Below are 15,318 nucleotides of genomic sequence, written 5' to 3' on the forward strand. Positions count from 1 at the left end.
TTAATTCGCTACAAAAAAATGTTTTTGTATCAGGAAATATAGTAATTTAAGAAAAAAAACGCATGACAGGAGATTTTGATAACGATTGGGAAAATGATAAGGCCCTGGTTGCGCGTTTTGAAAGCTCGCTGAAAGCCAATTTGGACTTGTACTTCGAAGAAGAAGAGTTCGAGGATATCATTCGCTTTTATATCGACGAGCAAGTCTTTAAAAAAGCCTTAAAAGCTGCTAAACTGGGTTTAGACCGCTTTCCTTATAGCTTAGAGCTAAAAATTTTATATGCGCAGTGTCTTATTTTCACAGAAGACCTGGAAGAGGGGCTAGACCTCCTCGAGCAGCTAAATAACATATCGCCCTATAATGAGGACATCATCCTCTCTTTATCGAATGCACTGCTGCTAAGTGGGCAGATAAAGGAAGCGATCACCCTCTTGGAGGAATTTCTGCCCCTGGCAGAAGACCAGGCAGAAGTGCATTATCTTCTGGGTAATTTTTACCGGGCAAATGGCGAAAATGAAAAGGCCTTAGAGGCTTATAAAAACTGTGTAAAGTTGCGCATCAGCCATGAGGATGCGCTCTTTCAGCTGGCGATGCTGACCGAAGAGGAAGGCAACTTCGAGGAAATTCTGGACTTCTACCGAGAGTTTATCGATCAAGACCCCTACAGCTCGGGCGCTTGGTATAACTTAGGCGTCGTCTATAACCGCCTCGGGCGCTTCGAAGAGGCGATAGAGGCCTATGAATATGCCCTTCTCATCGATGATAGCTTCGCCTCAGCCTACTTTAACCTCGGAAATGCGTACATGAACCTCGAAAAGTTCGAGTTGGCACGCGAAGCTTACCAAAACACCATCAACTGTGAAGGTGCGAATGCAGAAAATTCCTGCTACCTGGGGGCTGCCTACGAAAAGTTAGGCGACATCGATATGGCCTTTAAATATTTTAAAAAGTCCGCCAAGCTAGACCCTGAGTATGAAGATGCCTTCTTCGGGCTGGGCATGTGTATGCTGCGAAGGGATAAATATTTCGAAGCCGTCCATTATTTTAAAAAGGCCATCAAACTGGCCGATGACAATGCGAATTTCTACGTGGGCCTCGCAGATGCAGAATATAAACTGGGCAACCTTGCCGCCAGCTCAGAAGCGTACGAAGAGGCGATAAACTTGGAGCCCGGTATCTTAGAAACCTATGTGAACCTATCCATTATTTATCTGGACCAAAATCGCTTCGAAGAGGCCATCGATGTTATAAATGAAGGAATAGAAGAGCTTCCTGAGACGGCCGAACTTTATTACCGGCTTGTCGTTTACCTCATTCGATTAGGGAAATACAAGGAAGCTTTCACAGTCTTGGAAAATGCGTTAACTTTGGATTTTGAAAAGCATAGCCTTTTATACGAGTACATGCCGGAGCTGGAGCATCAAAAAGCCATTTACAAGCTTATCAACCAGTTCAAGGAAGGCAAATAATCATTCATTTTAAGCCCGTTAAAAAATTTAAATGAATTACGTATTGAAAAATATACCCATACGTACCGAAAAACCGCGTACGAAAGGGTATACCATGGTCATGGATAAAGGCCTCAGCATCCGTGAAGTTGAGGATTTTGTGGACGCGAATGCGGATTTTGTGGACATCGTAAAACTAGGCTGGGCAACCTCCTACGTGACGAAAAACTTAGAAGAAAAAATAAAAGTCTACCGAGATGCCGGGATACCGGTCTACTTCGGAGGGACACTATTCGAGGCCTTCGTCGTCAGAGAGCAGTTCGAAGATTATATCCGAGTACTAGACAAGTACAAGCTGGAGCATGCAGAGGTTTCTGACGGCTCGATCAGCATGCCTCATGATGAAAAATGCGCCTACATCGAACGTCTCAGCAAACGCGTCACCGTACTTTCGGAAGTAGGAAGTAAAGATGCCGCTAAAATCATCCCTCCCTATCGCTGGATCGAACAGATGAGCGCTGAGCTTCAGGCCGGATCCTGGAAAGTAATCGGAGAAGCCCGTGAAGGTGGAACCGTGGGTCTTTTTCGTGACTCTGGAGAGGTGCGCCAAGGACTCGTAGAAGAAATCTTGACGAAAATTCCAGAAGATAAAATCATCTGGGAAGCGCCACAGAAAATGCAGCAAGTATGGTTCGTAAAGCTCCTCGGTGCGAACGTGAATCTGGGAAACATCGCTCCTCAAGAGCTTATACCCTTGGAAACCATCCGTCTTGGCCTTCGCGGCGACACTTTTGATCATTTTCTCGGAGTAAAATAAGTACTTGCCGCTGTGCCGCTACGCGAGCACAGCGGCCAATCGATTTCTAAATCGTATGCAAAATTCCATTCGCCCCGGTTTACTTCACTTTTTAAAAGGTGCCGCTATGGGCGCCGCAGACGTCGTTCCCGGTGTCTCAGGTGGTTCCATCGCACTTATAACGGGCATATACGAGCGCCTTCTTGGCGCCATCACCTCGCTAAACAAAGAGAGTCTCCGGTTTTTCTTCACAGGTGCCTTCGGGGCCTTTTGGAAAACCATCGACGGTACTTTTCTGCTTACTGTGCTGGCAGGAATAGGGCTAAGCATCATCAGCTTATCCCAGATTATCCCCACCTTACTGGCTGAGTATCCCATCGTCGTCTGGTCGTTTTTCAGTGGCCTGATCCTGATTTCAGGCATCATCATCCTACGCGACATCAAAAGCTGGAAAGTCGGCACCTTTCTGACCCTACTTACCGGAATCAGTATCGCCCTCCTGATCAGCGCCATCCCTCCCGGAGAAGGGAGTGAAAACCTCTTTTTCCTCTTTGGCGCAGGCGCCATCGCCATCTGTGCCATGATCCTGCCTGGCGTGAGTGGCAGCTTTCTGCTTATCGTCATGGGACAGTACGAATATGTGCTGCAGGCCGTAAATAACCGCGACCTACTGCGCATCGCCGTTTTCGGTGCTGGTTGCCTAATCGGCATTCTCAGCTTTAGCCGGCTTATCAAGTGGCTACTGGAAACGTATTTCAACCTTACCCTCGCACTGCTGTCTGGCTTCATGCTGGGCTCACTCTGGAAAATCTGGCCTTGGAAAAAGATCTTGAGCTACCGCCTCAGCTCCTCCGGCGAACAAAAACCCTTCCTCACCGAAAACATTTGGCCTACCGCCTACTTTGAAAGCACCGGAATGGAGCCTTTAGTTGTTCAGGCTTTGATCGCATTCGCTTTTGGGATAATTTTGGTGCTCGGCATCGAACGCAGTGCCTACTACTTAAAACGAGCATGAAACAGTACGGACTCATCGGCAAAACCCTCTCCCACTCCTTTTCCAAACGGTACTTCACCGAAAAATTTGCAAAAGAAGGCTTGAGCGCGCATGCCTATGCCCTGTACGAGCTAAAAACCATAGAAGAAGTCCGAGACCTCCTTCAGCAGCCCCTCGCGGGCTTAAATGTCACCATCCCCTATAAAGAGGTCATCATCCCTTACCTGGATCGACTGGATCCGGCCTGCGCCAGCATCGGAGCGGTAAATTGTATCGCCTTCGAAAAGGGTGAAACGGTAGGCTACAACACAGATTACCTGGGCTTCAAGCAGTCCCTGCAGCAGTGGCTAGAGGAAAATAGGGAGCCTGCAGTCACCGCTGCACCCCTGAAGGCACTGGTGCTAGGTAGCGGCGGAGCCGCAAAGGCCGTTTTAAAAGCCCTAGAAGACCTGCACATCCCGGCTCTCACCGTCAGCCGCAAGGCTAAAGGCCCCACACAAATTAGCTACGACACCCTCAAGCAGGAGCCCAATCTCTACCAAACGCATACCCTGCTCATCAATACCACCCCACTCGGCATGTATCCGCACACCGAAAGCATGCCTCCCATAGACCCCTCCTTTATCAGTACACGCCATAAAGTGTACGACCTGGTCTACAATCCCGAAAAAACATTTCTCATGCGTTCCCTGGAAGCGCGCGGCGCTGTCGTCAAAAATGGCTTGGAAATGCTCCATCTCCAGGCTGAAGCCGCATGGAGTATCTGGAACCCTTAAATCCACCCCCTCGAAACTTCGGGCATGCCCTGCACATCCTCCCTACACCCATCAGTAGAGTGGGTGTACGTACCTGCATGCACCAGAGAGGGAATTTGGGGCTACCGCCCCAAAGAGAACCATTTCGCCAAATCATAAAAACTAGACAGCATGTACTGGAAAAAAAAGACCCACGAACAGATTAAGCAACATATTTTTAGCGCCCTAGAAGCCAATTTAGACTACCGCGGAGATCGCCCCATTCTGGGCATTCCCGGCACCTACCTGGATACCACCGAGTTTTATCCCGATGCGCCTTTCCTAAAGGATGCACCCTACATGTCAGCCATGGTCCGTAACCCGAACCACATCGGAGTACACACGCTGAGTGAGACCTCCGTGTTACCCGTTTTTGCAGGAACCCAAGACGTAGAAAAAGACCTCATCCGCCTCTGTGCAGAAGAAATCTTTCAAGCCGAACCCGGCACGGTAGATGGCTACGTGGCCACAGGGGGCACTGAGGCAAACTTGGAAGCGATGTGGGTGTATCGCAATTATTTTATGCGAGAAAAAGAGGCTAAGCTAGAAGAAATCGGTCTGGTCTACTCCTCAGACTCCCATTATTCCATGCCGAAGGGCGCTAATATCCTACAGCTCCAAAATATCATCGTGCCGGTAACCGAAGATACGCGAGAAGTCACAGAAGAAGCCCTCGAACAGGCCATCGAGGCCGCCCATAGCCTAGGAGTCCGCTACTTTATCGTCATCGCGAACCTTTCCACGACGATGTTTGGCTCAGTAGACGACATCGACCGATACGGAGACTTCTTTAGCAGCCGTGAGCTCCCTTTTATGCTACATGTGGATGCTGCCTATGGAGGCTTTATCTACCCCTTCACCCACGCAGAAAGCCGCTTCAACTTCCAAAACAAGTACATGAATTCCATTACTGCGGACGGCCATAAAATGCTCCAAACGCCCTATGGAACAGGCTTGTTCCTCATTCGGAAGGGATTCTTCGACTATGTAAAAACAGATGAGGCGCAGTATATCCCAGGAAAAGATTACACCATAAGCGGCAGCCGCTCTGGCGCTAATGCCATTTCGATGTGGATGATTTTACAGATTCATGGTTCAGAAGGCTGGCGGTATAAGATGGAAATGCTCTGCGACCGCACCGAACGGATCTGCAAGAAACTGAAGGATGCGGGCATCCCCTTCTTCCGAAACCCTTACCTGAACATCATTGCCATCCGCGCAGCCTACGTTCCTGCTGCTCTGGCCGAAAAGTACCAGCTAGTGGCCGATAGCTACGAGCACCAGCCGAAATGGTATAAGATCGTGGTGATGCCCCATGTGCGCCCCGGCGTCCTCGACCAGTTTGTGCTGGAGCTAGTCTCTCCGAAGCAGCAGCAGCCTGCTGGGTAAATCTACCGGAGGATTTTGGCCTTCGGCCAAAAAATACCATCCGGGGTAAGGAAGCTACTCTAGCCGACTCTTAACTACATGAAAAACAGGTCATAAGCCCGCAACTATGGCCTGTTTTTTCTATTTGTACCGACTTTAAGTTGAATTTTTTAGCTATTTATGAGAAGTTTTTGGAGAAATCATGAAGTGAAAACGCGCTTTTTCTTTAAATTAAGGCAAGAAATTTTCGGTTACACCACTTTAGTCTCCTAAAACCATTCCATCCGCCTATGCCAAAGTCCACCACCAAAACCCAGAAAATTTTTGTCTTGGACACCTCTGTCATCCTATATGCACATAATGCCATCATGAATTTTGCGGAGCATGACGTCGTCATCCCGATCACAGTATTAGAAGAGCTCGATCAGTTTAAAAAAGGGAATGACACGAAAAACTACGAAGCGCGCGAGTTTATTCGTCTACTGGACAAGCTCTCCGAGGAGCACATGATCCACGAGTGGACCCCGCTAAACGGAAAAAATAAAGGCCATTTTAAAGTCCTCATGAACCCGGATAATCGCTTGAATGCAAATGAAATTTTCGGGGAGGAGAAAAATGACCATAAGATTTTAAATGCAGCCCTACATCTGAAACAGAAGGAGAAGGAGCGCAAAGTGATTTTGGTTAGCAAAGACATCAACCTCCGCCTGAAAGCAAAATCTCTGGACATTCATGCGGAAGATTACGAAACGGGCAAGATTAAAAACATTAGCGAGCTAGAAAATACCGGAAAGTACCTGCTGGAAGGCTTGGAATCAGAAAAAATCAACCTTCTTTACGATACGCCAGAAGTGGAAGCCAAGCATATTTTAGGCACCCGTAAACGGAAGGCAAATGCTTTTTACATCCTGAAAAGCAATAAAAACTCTGTTTTGGCGCATTATAATGCAGAAAACAATAGCATGGAGCGCGTGGATAAGGCGACCGCCTATCAGATTAAACCGCGCAATGCAGAGCAGGCCTTTGCGCTTCATGCCATCCTAAACCCACGCATCAAGTTAGTGACCATACAGGGCGTGGCAGGAACAGGAAAAACCCTTTTGGCGCTAGCCGGCGCACTGGAGCAGCGGCAGGATTACAAGCAGATTTTTCTCGCCCGGCCCATCGTGCCGCTTTCGAATAAAGATATCGGCTACCTGCCGGGTGACATCAAGTCCAAACTGAATCCGTACATGGAGCCGCTTTGGGATAATCTGAAATTTATCCAGCATCAGTTTAAGGAAAGTGATAAGGAATTTCAGCGGATAAATGACATGGTGACACAGGAAAAGCTCCTCATCCAGCCGCTAGCTTACATCCGAGGACGCTCCTTATCGAACATCTTTTTCATCATCGACGAAGCCCAGAACTTGACCCCTCACGAGATCAAGACCATCATTAGCCGTGCGGGAGAAAACACGAAAATCGTCTTCACGGGAGATGTCCATCAGATCGATACCCCTTACCTCGATTCACAGAGTAATGGCCTTTCTTACCTAATCGATCGTGTGAAAGACCACCCCCTTTATGCCCATATCAAGCTGGAAAAAGGCGAACGTTCAGAGCTGGCGAACCTTGCGAACGAGCTACTTTAGGAAAGCCGCATAGTCTAAAGGATCCTAGCTCAGCAGGCTGCTGCATCAGTAGCCTGCTTAGAAAGCATGTCCTATCAGGACTGCGCATGCGAATGAGTGGGAATTGACCTCAAAAGGAAAGCAGAAAGCGGATATAATTCCTTATTTTTGCGCTGCTTAAGGAAGCGTCGCCTACCACACAGGAGCTATCCGAGCAAAAGAAAAAAGCGATGAAAACTGCAATTATAATTCCTGCGCGCCTCCATTCCAGCCGGCTACCAGAAAAAGTACTAGCTGACCTAGGAGGAAAGCCCCTGATCCAGCGGGTATACGAAGCTTGTCTACGTGCTACTGAGGTGGATGAGGTATGGATTGCTTGTGACCATGAGCGTATAGAAGCAGCCTGCCGGGTATTTACCCAGAACGTTATACGTACAGGAGACCAGCATGAAAGTGGCACCGACCGCATCGCAGAAGCTGCCCGCAGTCTTGGTGTCGACTATGTTATTAATGTGCAGGGCGATGAGCCCTTTATCGACGCATCCACCATAGATGCTGTCGCTATAGCACTTCGTGAGGGAAGAGAAGATATGGTGAGTGTGTATGCCCTCGGGGAAGACCCAGCTGGCCTAGAAGACCCGAACACGGTAAAGGTCGTCTGCGATACCGCAGGCTATGCGCTCTATTTTTCTCGCGCCCCGATACCTTTTCCACGTGATGGAAAGCCAGCAGAAGGCCCCCTCTTTCAAAAGCACATCGGCCTATATGGTTATGCGAGCACCTTTTTACAGACCTTTGCAGGCCTGCCTGCCACTTATCTCGAACAAACCGAAAAACTCGAACAGCTGCGTGCACTAGCTCACGGCTATAAAATAAAAATGCTGGAGGTGTCCCATCCGGAAAAAGGCATCGACACCCCCGAAGACCTGGAACAGGCTCGAAAAAAATTCAACGTATGACGCTCTACGACTCCTTAAAAACTGGCCCCTTCTTCCTTTTGGGCCCCTGTGTTATCGAAAGCCAAAGTCTTCTCGAGGAAGTGGCCGAAAAACTCGTGCTGTTACGCGAAAAGCTGAAGCGCCCCATCGTCTTCAAGGCCTCCTTCGATAAGGCGAACAGAACGTCTGCAGGCGCCTACCGCGGGCAGGGAATGGAACGAGGCTTAGAGCTCCTTGACCTAATCAAGACCCGCTACGCCCTGCCGATTATCACAGATATCCATGAAAGCTACCAGGCGCAGCCCGTAGCGGAAGTGGCAGATATCCTACAAATCCCCGCTTTTCTATGTCGACAGACAGACCTACTGGTCGCAGCGGCTGAGACGGGTAAAATTGTTAACATCAAAAAGGCACAATTTTTATCCGGCGAAGACATGGCCTACCCCGTGCGGAAGGTAGAGGAGGCGGGCAATACCCAAATTCTGCTGACTGAGCGCGGAAATATGTATGGCTATAATAACCTGGTCGTCGATTTCCGTAATATCCCCGACATGAAACGGTACGGATACCCGATCGTCATGGACTGCACCCACGCTGTGCAGCGGCCAGGGGGAGCTGGCGGGAAGACAGGCGGAAACCGAGAGTTTGTTCCTGCTATGGCCTTGGCGGCCAAAGCCTTTGGCGCTGATGGTTACTTTTTAGAGACCCACCCAAATCCCGATGAAGCGCTTAGCGATGGGCCGAATATGCTTTTCCTTCATGATTTAGAAGGGCTACTCGAGCGCTTGACTCTTACTACATGAACATCTAGCCTCTACTAAACTATGTCTGCTACTTCCTCTATCATACAAACGGCCAAAGAGACCCTCCAAAACGAGGCACATGCGCTTCTAGAGCAAATCGACCTGCTATCCGATGGCTTTGAACAAGCGGTAAAGGCGATTCTTGCCACCTCGGGAAAGGTAGTGGTCTCTGGCATGGGAAAATCGGGAATCATCGGAAAAAAAATTGCCGCTACGCTGGCTAGCACAGGCACTCCCAGCTTTTTTTTACATCCTGCAGAAGCATTTCATGGTGATTTAGGCATGGTGGCACCACAAGACCTGGTATTGCTGCTAAGTAATTCAGGAGAAACTGACGAGGTATTAAAAATTCTCCCTTTCTTTAAAGAAAATGGAAATGTCATCCTGGCCATGAGTGCTAGGACCGAGTCTACCTTAGCGCTAAATGCACATCACCACATTTGGGTAAAAATCCATGAGGAAGCCTGCCCTTTAAAATTAGCCCCCACCACATCCACGACCGTGATGCTCGCCATGGGCGATGCTATGGCTGTGGCGCTGATGCGAGAAAAAGGATTCATGGAAGAAAACTATGCGCGTTTTCATCCCGGAGGAAGTCTCGGAAGGAAGTTATTAGCGAAAGTGGAACATAAAATGCGTACGGAAAACCTACCGCTTATTCAGCCTGAAAGTACACTCATCGAAGTCATTCAGGTCATTAGCGAGGGCCGTCTGGGTCTGGCACTGGTAAATGAAGGCAGACACACGCTGGGGATTATTACCGATGGTGACCTGAGGAGACTTCTGGAGCGGGAAGGTCCTGCAGCCTGGAACTTACATGCACGGCAGTTTATGACCCCAAATCCGAAGACCGTCACCCCCACACTTTCGCTACATGAAGCAGAGGAAGCACTCCGACAGAAAAAAATCACCTCACTTATCGTCGTGGATGCAGGAGGTGATACTTTAGGGATTATTCAAATTTATGATCTGCACTAAGCTGCCGCGGTGCATGGGCTAACTGTCGATAATAATATTCAGTTTCGAGAGTAGCACACTATAATACTGCCTGCCGATCAGCACGGACACACCGTTATCCATAAATATTTCCTTCGTGGTAAAGGATTCCACGCGCCGAAGGGATACCATAAAAGATTTCTGTACACGTAAAAATCCATGCGGACTCAGAATCTCTTCCATTTCGCGCAGTGACTTACGCACCATAAATTCCTTCTTTTCAGTGTGTACCGTCACGATATTTCCACTAGCGTGTACATAGATGATTTCATCATAGCCCACGCGTATATAGCGAATGCCAGAACGGATAAAAATCGCATCGGGAAGCGTTTCTACGGCCTGTGGCTGCACCACAGGTGATTCTACTTTCGGCTGATTACGCGAATTAAACATCGCTATCTCCGTAATCGCATGAATCTCATTCGTCGTGAACGGCTTCACGATAAAACCGACAGGGTGGACACGCTTGGCACGCTCGATAATCGTCGGATCACTGTAAGAAGTGACGTAGACCAAGGGAGCATCTACCATGTTTTTAACCATTTCCCCTAATTCGATTCCATCTTTATCGCCTTTTAACTTAATATCCATAAATATTAAGTCAGGCTTACTCCTCTTGATTAGCTTGACGGCTTGATTCGCTGAGTTCGCAATATCGATGTACTGATAGTCTAAAAGCCCTAAGATCTCCTGTATATTTTCAGCGATATCCGGCTCATCTTCTACGATTAAAATACGGTCCTCTTTCATGCCATTCCTTTGTAGCGGCAGTGCAACGCATATCCAGCTCTGAATAGCGTGCAAGCTGTCCTAAACTTATAAACTCATCATCTCTTTAAATCGAGATGCCTGTCGCCTGCTCACTTCGATACGGTCACCTCCTTTAAGTGTAACGACCAGACCTCCATTAAACCAAGGCTCTATGCCCTCTACCCAGCTGAGGTTAATGATATGCTTTCTACTCGCGCGGAAGAAACTTTTTTCATCCAAACGCTCATCCAAAGCATTTAAAGACTTGTGAATCATAGGCTTATTTGTGTCGAAATAAACCTTGATGTAATTGCCATCCGACTCAAAAAGACGCACATTCGAAAGCTTCACGAACCAGCAGCGGTCTCCATCTTTTACGAAAACTTGATCGTCTAGGCCTAACTTTTTCTCCGACTCTCGTGAAGCTGCCACAGCCAGCTCCTGCTTGCTAGATGCTATGGTCTGTGAAAGCTTGTTGATCGCCTCCTGCAAGCGAGCGGGCTCTATTGGCTTAAGGAGATAATCCAAAGCATTTACCTGAAAGGCTTTAATCGCATACTCATCATAGGCTGTAGTGAAAATGACATGCGGAACGGCTTCTAACTCTTCCAGAAGATCGAAACCCGTCTTCTCCGGCATTTGGATGTCTAAAAAAACCACATCGGGAGCTAATGCCTCGATTTTCTCCTTAGCATCATCGACATTATTGGCCTCAGCCAAAACCTCCACATGGTCAAATTGGGCTAACAAATTAATCAATTCCTTACGGGCTAAACGCTCGTCGTCAATTACAATCGCTCGCATAATCAGTCTTCTATCTTCTATTAAACTTTGATTCCATTCTTGGGGATGTTGATCTGGGTGACTACATCCTGAATCCCTGCATTATATATTTTAAAGGAAGCTTTATTTCCGTATATCAACTTTAGCCGCTGAATCGTATTGTTAATCCCATGACCTTCACCGGATTTACGTTTGGTCGCAGGCTTAGCCGTCAGCTGACCCGTATTCTTCACCATGATAATCAGCTCAGCATCCAGCCCCTCGTAACAGCTAATTTTAATCGTTCCGCCCTCTAATTTCGAACTGATGCCGTGCTTGATCGCATTTTCTACGATGGTCTGCAGCATCATGGGAGGCACTCGGTACTCGTAGGCGACAGGGTCGATATCATATTCTACACGAAGGCGCTCTTCGTATCTTACACTTTCTAAATTTAGATAATCTTTTACAGTATTCAGTTCTTTTTCGAAATCAATTGTCCTTTTTTTATCCATCATCAGCGAAAATCGCAAAATATTCGACAGCTGCGTAATCGCTACCTTGGCTTTGCCAGGGTCTTCATCTACCAATGCACGCACGCTGTTCAGCGCATTAAAAATAAAATGCGGATTTAACTGAGACTTCAGGTGATTAAGCTGTATCTCATTAATCTTGGCCTCATAGCGCAGCGTCTGATTGTAATTATCTAAAAAATGAAAAATCACATACACCATCGTCCATAAGGCATAGAAAATAAAACTCACGAATACATTGCCCAGCAGCACCACCTGACGAAAATCAAAACCGACATCCAGTAAGCCGAAAATCCAATTTATCACGATCTGCCCGATGGTATTCAGAACCGCCAGCAGCAAAAGCGATAAAATCGCCCGCACGATCAGCGCACTAATTTTCAGTTGCAACCACTGTCGCGACTTGATCACCAGACGAAATCCATGTGTGGTAAGCATATAAAGCAGCGAAAGGCTGAAAAATGCACCTACCTGTGTCCAGCTAATGGTCCGCTCCAGCGAGACCAAAAATAAATTGATCAGGCCAAAAAGTGTCCAGCCCAGAACCTGCAAGAGCCAATATAAATTTTTTCTATCCATAGTATAAAACCCAAATATAAAAAAGCCTTGCATCACAAGGCTCTATATTTTGATTAATGGGAAAATGAAGGTTTTGAGTTTAACGCAACTCTTTTTTAAGAAACTTAGCGGTATGGCTTTCCTTTACTTTTACCAGCTGCTCGGGCGTACCGGTAGCCACCACCTTACCCCCTCCGCGCCCACCTTCCGGGCCGATATCGATCAGATAATCACACACTTTTATAATGTCTAAGTCATGCTCGATGATAAGTACCGTATTCCCTTTGTCCACTAATTTATTCAGCACGGCCAGTAGATGTTCGATATCCTTAAAATGAAGTCCCGTGGTGGGCTCATCCAAAATATAAAAGGTCTGGCCCGTATCCTTTTTCGATAGCTCTGTGGCCAGCTTCACCCGCTGCGCCTCACCCCCCGAAAGGGTCGTCGCATGCTGCCCTAGGGTAATATACCCCAAACCAACCTCCAGCAAGGTTTGAATTTTACGCAAAATCTTCGGCTGGTTTTCGAAAAACTCCACCGCCTGCTCCACGGTCATATCCAGTACATCAGCGATGGATTTTCCCTTAAAGCGTACCTCCAGCGTCTCCCTATTATACCGTTTGCCTTTACAGGTCTCACAGGGGATATGTACGTCCGGAAGAAAATCCATTTCCACCAACTTCATACCTGCCCCTTCACATTCCTCACAGCGCCCCCCTTTTACATTAAAACTAAAACGACCCGGCTTGTAGCCCCTAATTTTTGCCTCCGGCAAATCCGTAAACAGGGCACGAATATCTGTAAAAACACCCGTGTACGTTGCAGGATTCGAGCGCGGCGTTCGCCCTATAGGAGACTGATCCACCTCGATTACCTTATCTAAATGCTCCAACCCACTTACTGACTGATAGGGCAGTGGACTCTTCTTGCTCTTATAAAAATGCTGGTTTAAAAGCGGGTAAAGTGTCTCATGGATCAGCGTACTCTTACCACTTCCCGACACGCCTGTCACACAGATCATCGTCCCCAGCGGAAATTCTACATGTACCTTTTGGAGGTTATGCCCACTAGCTCCTTTTATCCGCACAAACTCGCCAGAGCCTTTTCGCCGCTTCTCGGGAACAGGAATACTTCGCTTACCGCTAAGAAAAGAGGCCGTGACACTTCCCTGAGCTAAGACCTCCTGCGGCGTGCCGATCGCCACGATTTGCCCCCCGTGGCGCCCAGCTCCAGGCCCTATGTCCACCAGAAAATCAGAAGAAAGCATCATATCCTTATCATGCTCCACCACCAAGACCGAATTACCTAAATCCCGTAAATCCTGCAGGGCACGGATCAGCTTCGCATTATCCCGCTGATGTAGTCCGATGCTGGGCTCATCTAAAATATAGAGCACGCCGACGAGCTGCGTGCCAATCTGAGTTGCCAATCGTATCCGCTGCGCCTCTCCTCCAGAAAGCGTTCGTAAGGGACGATTTAGGGATAAATAATCCAGGCCGATGGCCAAAAGAAAGCCGATACGCTTCCGAATCTCCTTGAGGACCTCTTTCGCGATGGCGTTTTGGCGCTCATCCAAACGCTCCTCCAGGTCTGCAAACCACTCTCCTAAGCTACTGATATCCAGCATAGCCAGCTGCCCGATATGCTTGTCCGCGATCCGAAAATGCAGCGACTCCTTCTTCAGACGGTAGCCCTCGCAATCCGGACATACACGCGTGGTGGTAAACTCACTCACCCACTTCTGAATTTTATCAGAACCCCCTTCCTGTTGCTTTTGTAAAAATGGAATGATGCCCTCGAAGCTGGTCGTCCACTTGGTACCCGGATACTTGACGGAGTCCACCGCGACCTCCTCTCCATCACCATACAGTAAGACCTGCACGACATCCTCGCTAAGCTTGCCGACGGGCGTAGACATGCTTGCCTTAAAGCGCTTTAAAATGGCTTCGATCTTCTTAAATATCCAAATATCTCTGTATTCACCTAACGGTGCGATGCCCCCCATGGTGATCGATAGATTCGGATCCGGAAAAAGTGATTCCCGGGTAATCTCTTCGATAACGCCCAGCCCGTTACAGGTCGAACAGGCACCGTAGGGGCTGTTAAAAGAAAAATTATTCGGTGCAGGCTCATCATACGCCAAGCCTGTGGTCGGATCCATCAGAAACTTGGAAAAATGGTGAATTTCGCCTTGCGCATCACGCAGCATCAGCACGCCCTTTCCATGCTGCAAGGCTGTTTTTAGGGACTGCGTTATCCTATAGCGATCTTCTTCCTCTGCCACTACACGGTCCACCACGATTTCGATATCGTGAATTTTATACCGGTCCACTTGCATCTTCGGCTGCACCTCCAGCACCACGCCATCCACACGCACCTTCGCAAAACCCATTTTGCGGATCTGCTCGAAAAGTTCCCGATAATGCCCCTTACGCCCTTTAACCACGGGAGCTAAAATATACAATTTCTGCCCCTTAAAGTGGGTAAACAGTTGCTCGATGATCTGATCTTCGGTCTGGCGTATCATCGGCTGACCGCTGAGATAAGAGTAGGCTTTGCCCGCACGGGCAAAAAGCAGACGCATAAAATCGTAAATCTCCGTTACCGTACCCACCGTGGAACGCGGATTTTTAGACGTGGTCTTCTGCTCGATGGCGATGACCGGCGATAGACCATTTATTTTATCTACCTCCGGACGCTCCATGCCCCCTAAAAAGGAACGTGCATAGGCCGAAAAGGACTCCATGTAACGGCGCTGCCCTTCTGCATAAATCGTGTCGAAAGCCAGCGAGCTCTTTCCGCTCCCACTAAGCCCCGTGATCACTACCAGTTTATTCCTGGGAATCCGTAAATCGACGTTTTTTAAATTATGCTCACGGGCACCAAATATCTCTAAATGCTCTTCCGGCTCTTGTATCGTTTCCATAAATCCATTCTTGGTAAACATGCCCAACATTCTCACTGG

General features: G+C 48.1%; 13 protein-coding genes. 9 read left to right on the forward strand and 4 right to left on the reverse strand.

Annotated features, from left to right (window positions below; genetic code table 11):
* The first annotated feature begins 62 nt into the window (after positions 1-62).
* From ACXIT9_RS05480 to ACXIT9_RS05520, 9 genes are all read left to right on the forward strand, one after another.
* Positions 63-1,469 carry a tetratricopeptide repeat protein gene (locus ACXIT9_RS05480; protein ID WP_458055219.1) on the forward strand — a complete coding sequence of 469 codons (1,407 nt, stop codon included), beginning with the start codon at positions 63-65 and terminating at the stop codon, positions 1,467-1,469.
* Between the two features lie 31 nt (positions 1,470-1,500).
* Complete coding sequence (locus ACXIT9_RS05485; protein WP_458055220.1) at positions 1,501-2,265, forward strand: phosphosulfolactate synthase; 765 nt, start codon at positions 1,501-1,503, stop codon at positions 2,263-2,265.
* A 55-nt stretch (positions 2,266-2,320) separates the two neighbouring features.
* Positions 2,321-3,259 carry a DUF368 domain-containing protein gene (locus ACXIT9_RS05490; protein ID WP_458055221.1) on the forward strand — a complete coding sequence of 313 codons (939 nt, stop codon included), beginning with the start codon at positions 2,321-2,323 and terminating at the stop codon, positions 3,257-3,259.
* Positions 3,256-4,014, forward strand: coding sequence for a shikimate dehydrogenase family protein (locus tag ACXIT9_RS05495; protein ID WP_458055222.1), 759 nt, complete (start codon positions 3,256-3,258; stop codon positions 4,012-4,014). The genes ACXIT9_RS05490 and ACXIT9_RS05495 overlap by 4 nt, the downstream gene beginning before the upstream one ends.
* A gap of 150 nt (positions 4,015-4,164) precedes the next feature.
* Positions 4,165-5,421, forward strand: coding sequence for a pyridoxal-dependent decarboxylase (locus tag ACXIT9_RS05500; protein ID WP_458055223.1), 1,257 nt, complete (start codon positions 4,165-4,167; stop codon positions 5,419-5,421).
* Positions 5,422-5,690: 269 nt separating this feature from the next.
* Positions 5,691-7,034 carry a PhoH family protein gene (locus ACXIT9_RS05505; RefSeq protein ID WP_458055224.1) on the forward strand — a complete coding sequence of 448 codons (1,344 nt, stop codon included), beginning with the start codon at positions 5,691-5,693 and terminating at the stop codon, positions 7,032-7,034.
* A 209-nt stretch (positions 7,035-7,243) separates the two neighbouring features.
* The gene (gene kdsB, locus ACXIT9_RS05510) at positions 7,244-7,972 is read left to right on the forward strand and encodes a 3-deoxy-manno-octulosonate cytidylyltransferase (protein ID WP_458055225.1); all 729 of its coding nucleotides are present in this window, start codon (positions 7,244-7,246) and stop codon (positions 7,970-7,972) included.
* Positions 7,969-8,754, forward strand: a complete 786-nt coding sequence (gene kdsA / locus ACXIT9_RS05515; RefSeq protein WP_458055226.1) for a 3-deoxy-8-phosphooctulonate synthase — start codon at positions 7,969-7,971, stop codon at positions 8,752-8,754. Before kdsB ends, kdsA begins: the two co-directional genes overlap by 4 nt.
* Before the next feature lie 21 nt (positions 8,755-8,775).
* The gene (locus ACXIT9_RS05520; RefSeq protein ID WP_458055227.1) at positions 8,776-9,732 is read left to right on the forward strand and encodes a KpsF/GutQ family sugar-phosphate isomerase; all 957 of its coding nucleotides are present in this window, start codon (positions 8,776-8,778) and stop codon (positions 9,730-9,732) included.
* Positions 9,733-9,750: 18 nt separating this feature from the next.
* Here the strand turns inward: ACXIT9_RS05520 and ACXIT9_RS05525 are convergent, their stop codons facing one another.
* The 4 genes from ACXIT9_RS05525 to uvrA form a co-directional block, all read right to left on the reverse strand.
* Complete coding sequence (locus tag ACXIT9_RS05525) at positions 9,751-10,500, reverse strand: LytR/AlgR family response regulator transcription factor (protein ID WP_458055228.1); 750 nt, start codon at positions 10,498-10,500, stop codon at positions 9,751-9,753.
* Between the two features lie 66 nt (positions 10,501-10,566).
* Positions 10,567-11,304, reverse strand: coding sequence for a LytR/AlgR family response regulator transcription factor (locus ACXIT9_RS05530; protein WP_458055229.1), 738 nt, complete (start codon positions 11,302-11,304; stop codon positions 10,567-10,569).
* A gap of 20 nt (positions 11,305-11,324) precedes the next feature.
* Positions 11,325-12,374: a sensor histidine kinase gene (locus ACXIT9_RS05535; RefSeq protein WP_458055230.1), complete on the reverse strand. Its 1,050-nt coding sequence runs from the start codon at positions 12,372-12,374 to the stop codon at positions 11,325-11,327.
* 79 nt (positions 12,375-12,453) lie between these two features.
* Positions 12,454-15,279 carry an excinuclease ABC subunit UvrA gene (uvrA, locus tag ACXIT9_RS05540; protein WP_458055231.1) on the reverse strand — a complete coding sequence of 942 codons (2,826 nt, stop codon included), beginning with the start codon at positions 15,277-15,279 and terminating at the stop codon, positions 12,454-12,456.
* Between the last annotated feature and the right edge of the window lie 39 nt (positions 15,280-15,318).

The organism is Nitritalea sp. (genome assembly GCF_054166705.1).

Excerpts from the sequence above, each read along its gene's own strand:
- ACXIT9_RS05480 (WP_458055219.1), top strand. The coding sequence starts at position 63 with ATGACAGGAGATTTTGATAACGATTGGGAAAATGATAAGGCCCTGGTT.
- ACXIT9_RS05485 (WP_458055220.1), top strand. The coding sequence starts at position 1,501 with ATGAATTACGTATTGAAAAATATACCCATACGTACCGAAAAACCGCGT.
- ACXIT9_RS05490 (WP_458055221.1), top strand. The coding sequence starts at position 2,321 with ATGCAAAATTCCATTCGCCCCGGTTTACTTCACTTTTTAAAAGGTGCC.
- ACXIT9_RS05495 (WP_458055222.1), top strand. The coding sequence starts at position 3,256 with ATGAAACAGTACGGACTCATCGGCAAAACCCTCTCCCACTCCTTTTCC.
- ACXIT9_RS05500 (WP_458055223.1), top strand. The coding sequence starts at position 4,165 with ATGTACTGGAAAAAAAAGACCCACGAACAGATTAAGCAACATATTTTT.
- ACXIT9_RS05505 (WP_458055224.1), top strand. The coding sequence starts at position 5,691 with ATGCCAAAGTCCACCACCAAAACCCAGAAAATTTTTGTCTTGGACACC.
- kdsB (WP_458055225.1), top strand. The coding sequence starts at position 7,244 with ATGAAAACTGCAATTATAATTCCTGCGCGCCTCCATTCCAGCCGGCTA.
- kdsA (WP_458055226.1), top strand. The coding sequence starts at position 7,969 with ATGACGCTCTACGACTCCTTAAAAACTGGCCCCTTCTTCCTTTTGGGC.
- ACXIT9_RS05520 (WP_458055227.1), top strand. The coding sequence starts at position 8,776 with ATGTCTGCTACTTCCTCTATCATACAAACGGCCAAAGAGACCCTCCAA.
- ACXIT9_RS05525 (WP_458055228.1), bottom strand. The coding sequence starts at position 10,500 with ATGAAAGAGGACCGTATTTTAATCGTAGAAGATGAGCCGGATATCGCT.
- ACXIT9_RS05530 (WP_458055229.1), bottom strand. The coding sequence starts at position 11,304 with ATGCGAGCGATTGTAATTGACGACGAGCGTTTAGCCCGTAAGGAATTG.
- ACXIT9_RS05535 (WP_458055230.1), bottom strand. The coding sequence starts at position 12,374 with ATGGATAGAAAAAATTTATATTGGCTCTTGCAGGTTCTGGGCTGGACA.
- uvrA (WP_458055231.1), bottom strand. The coding sequence starts at position 15,279 with ATGGAAACGATACAAGAGCCGGAAGAGCATTTAGAGATATTTGGTGCC.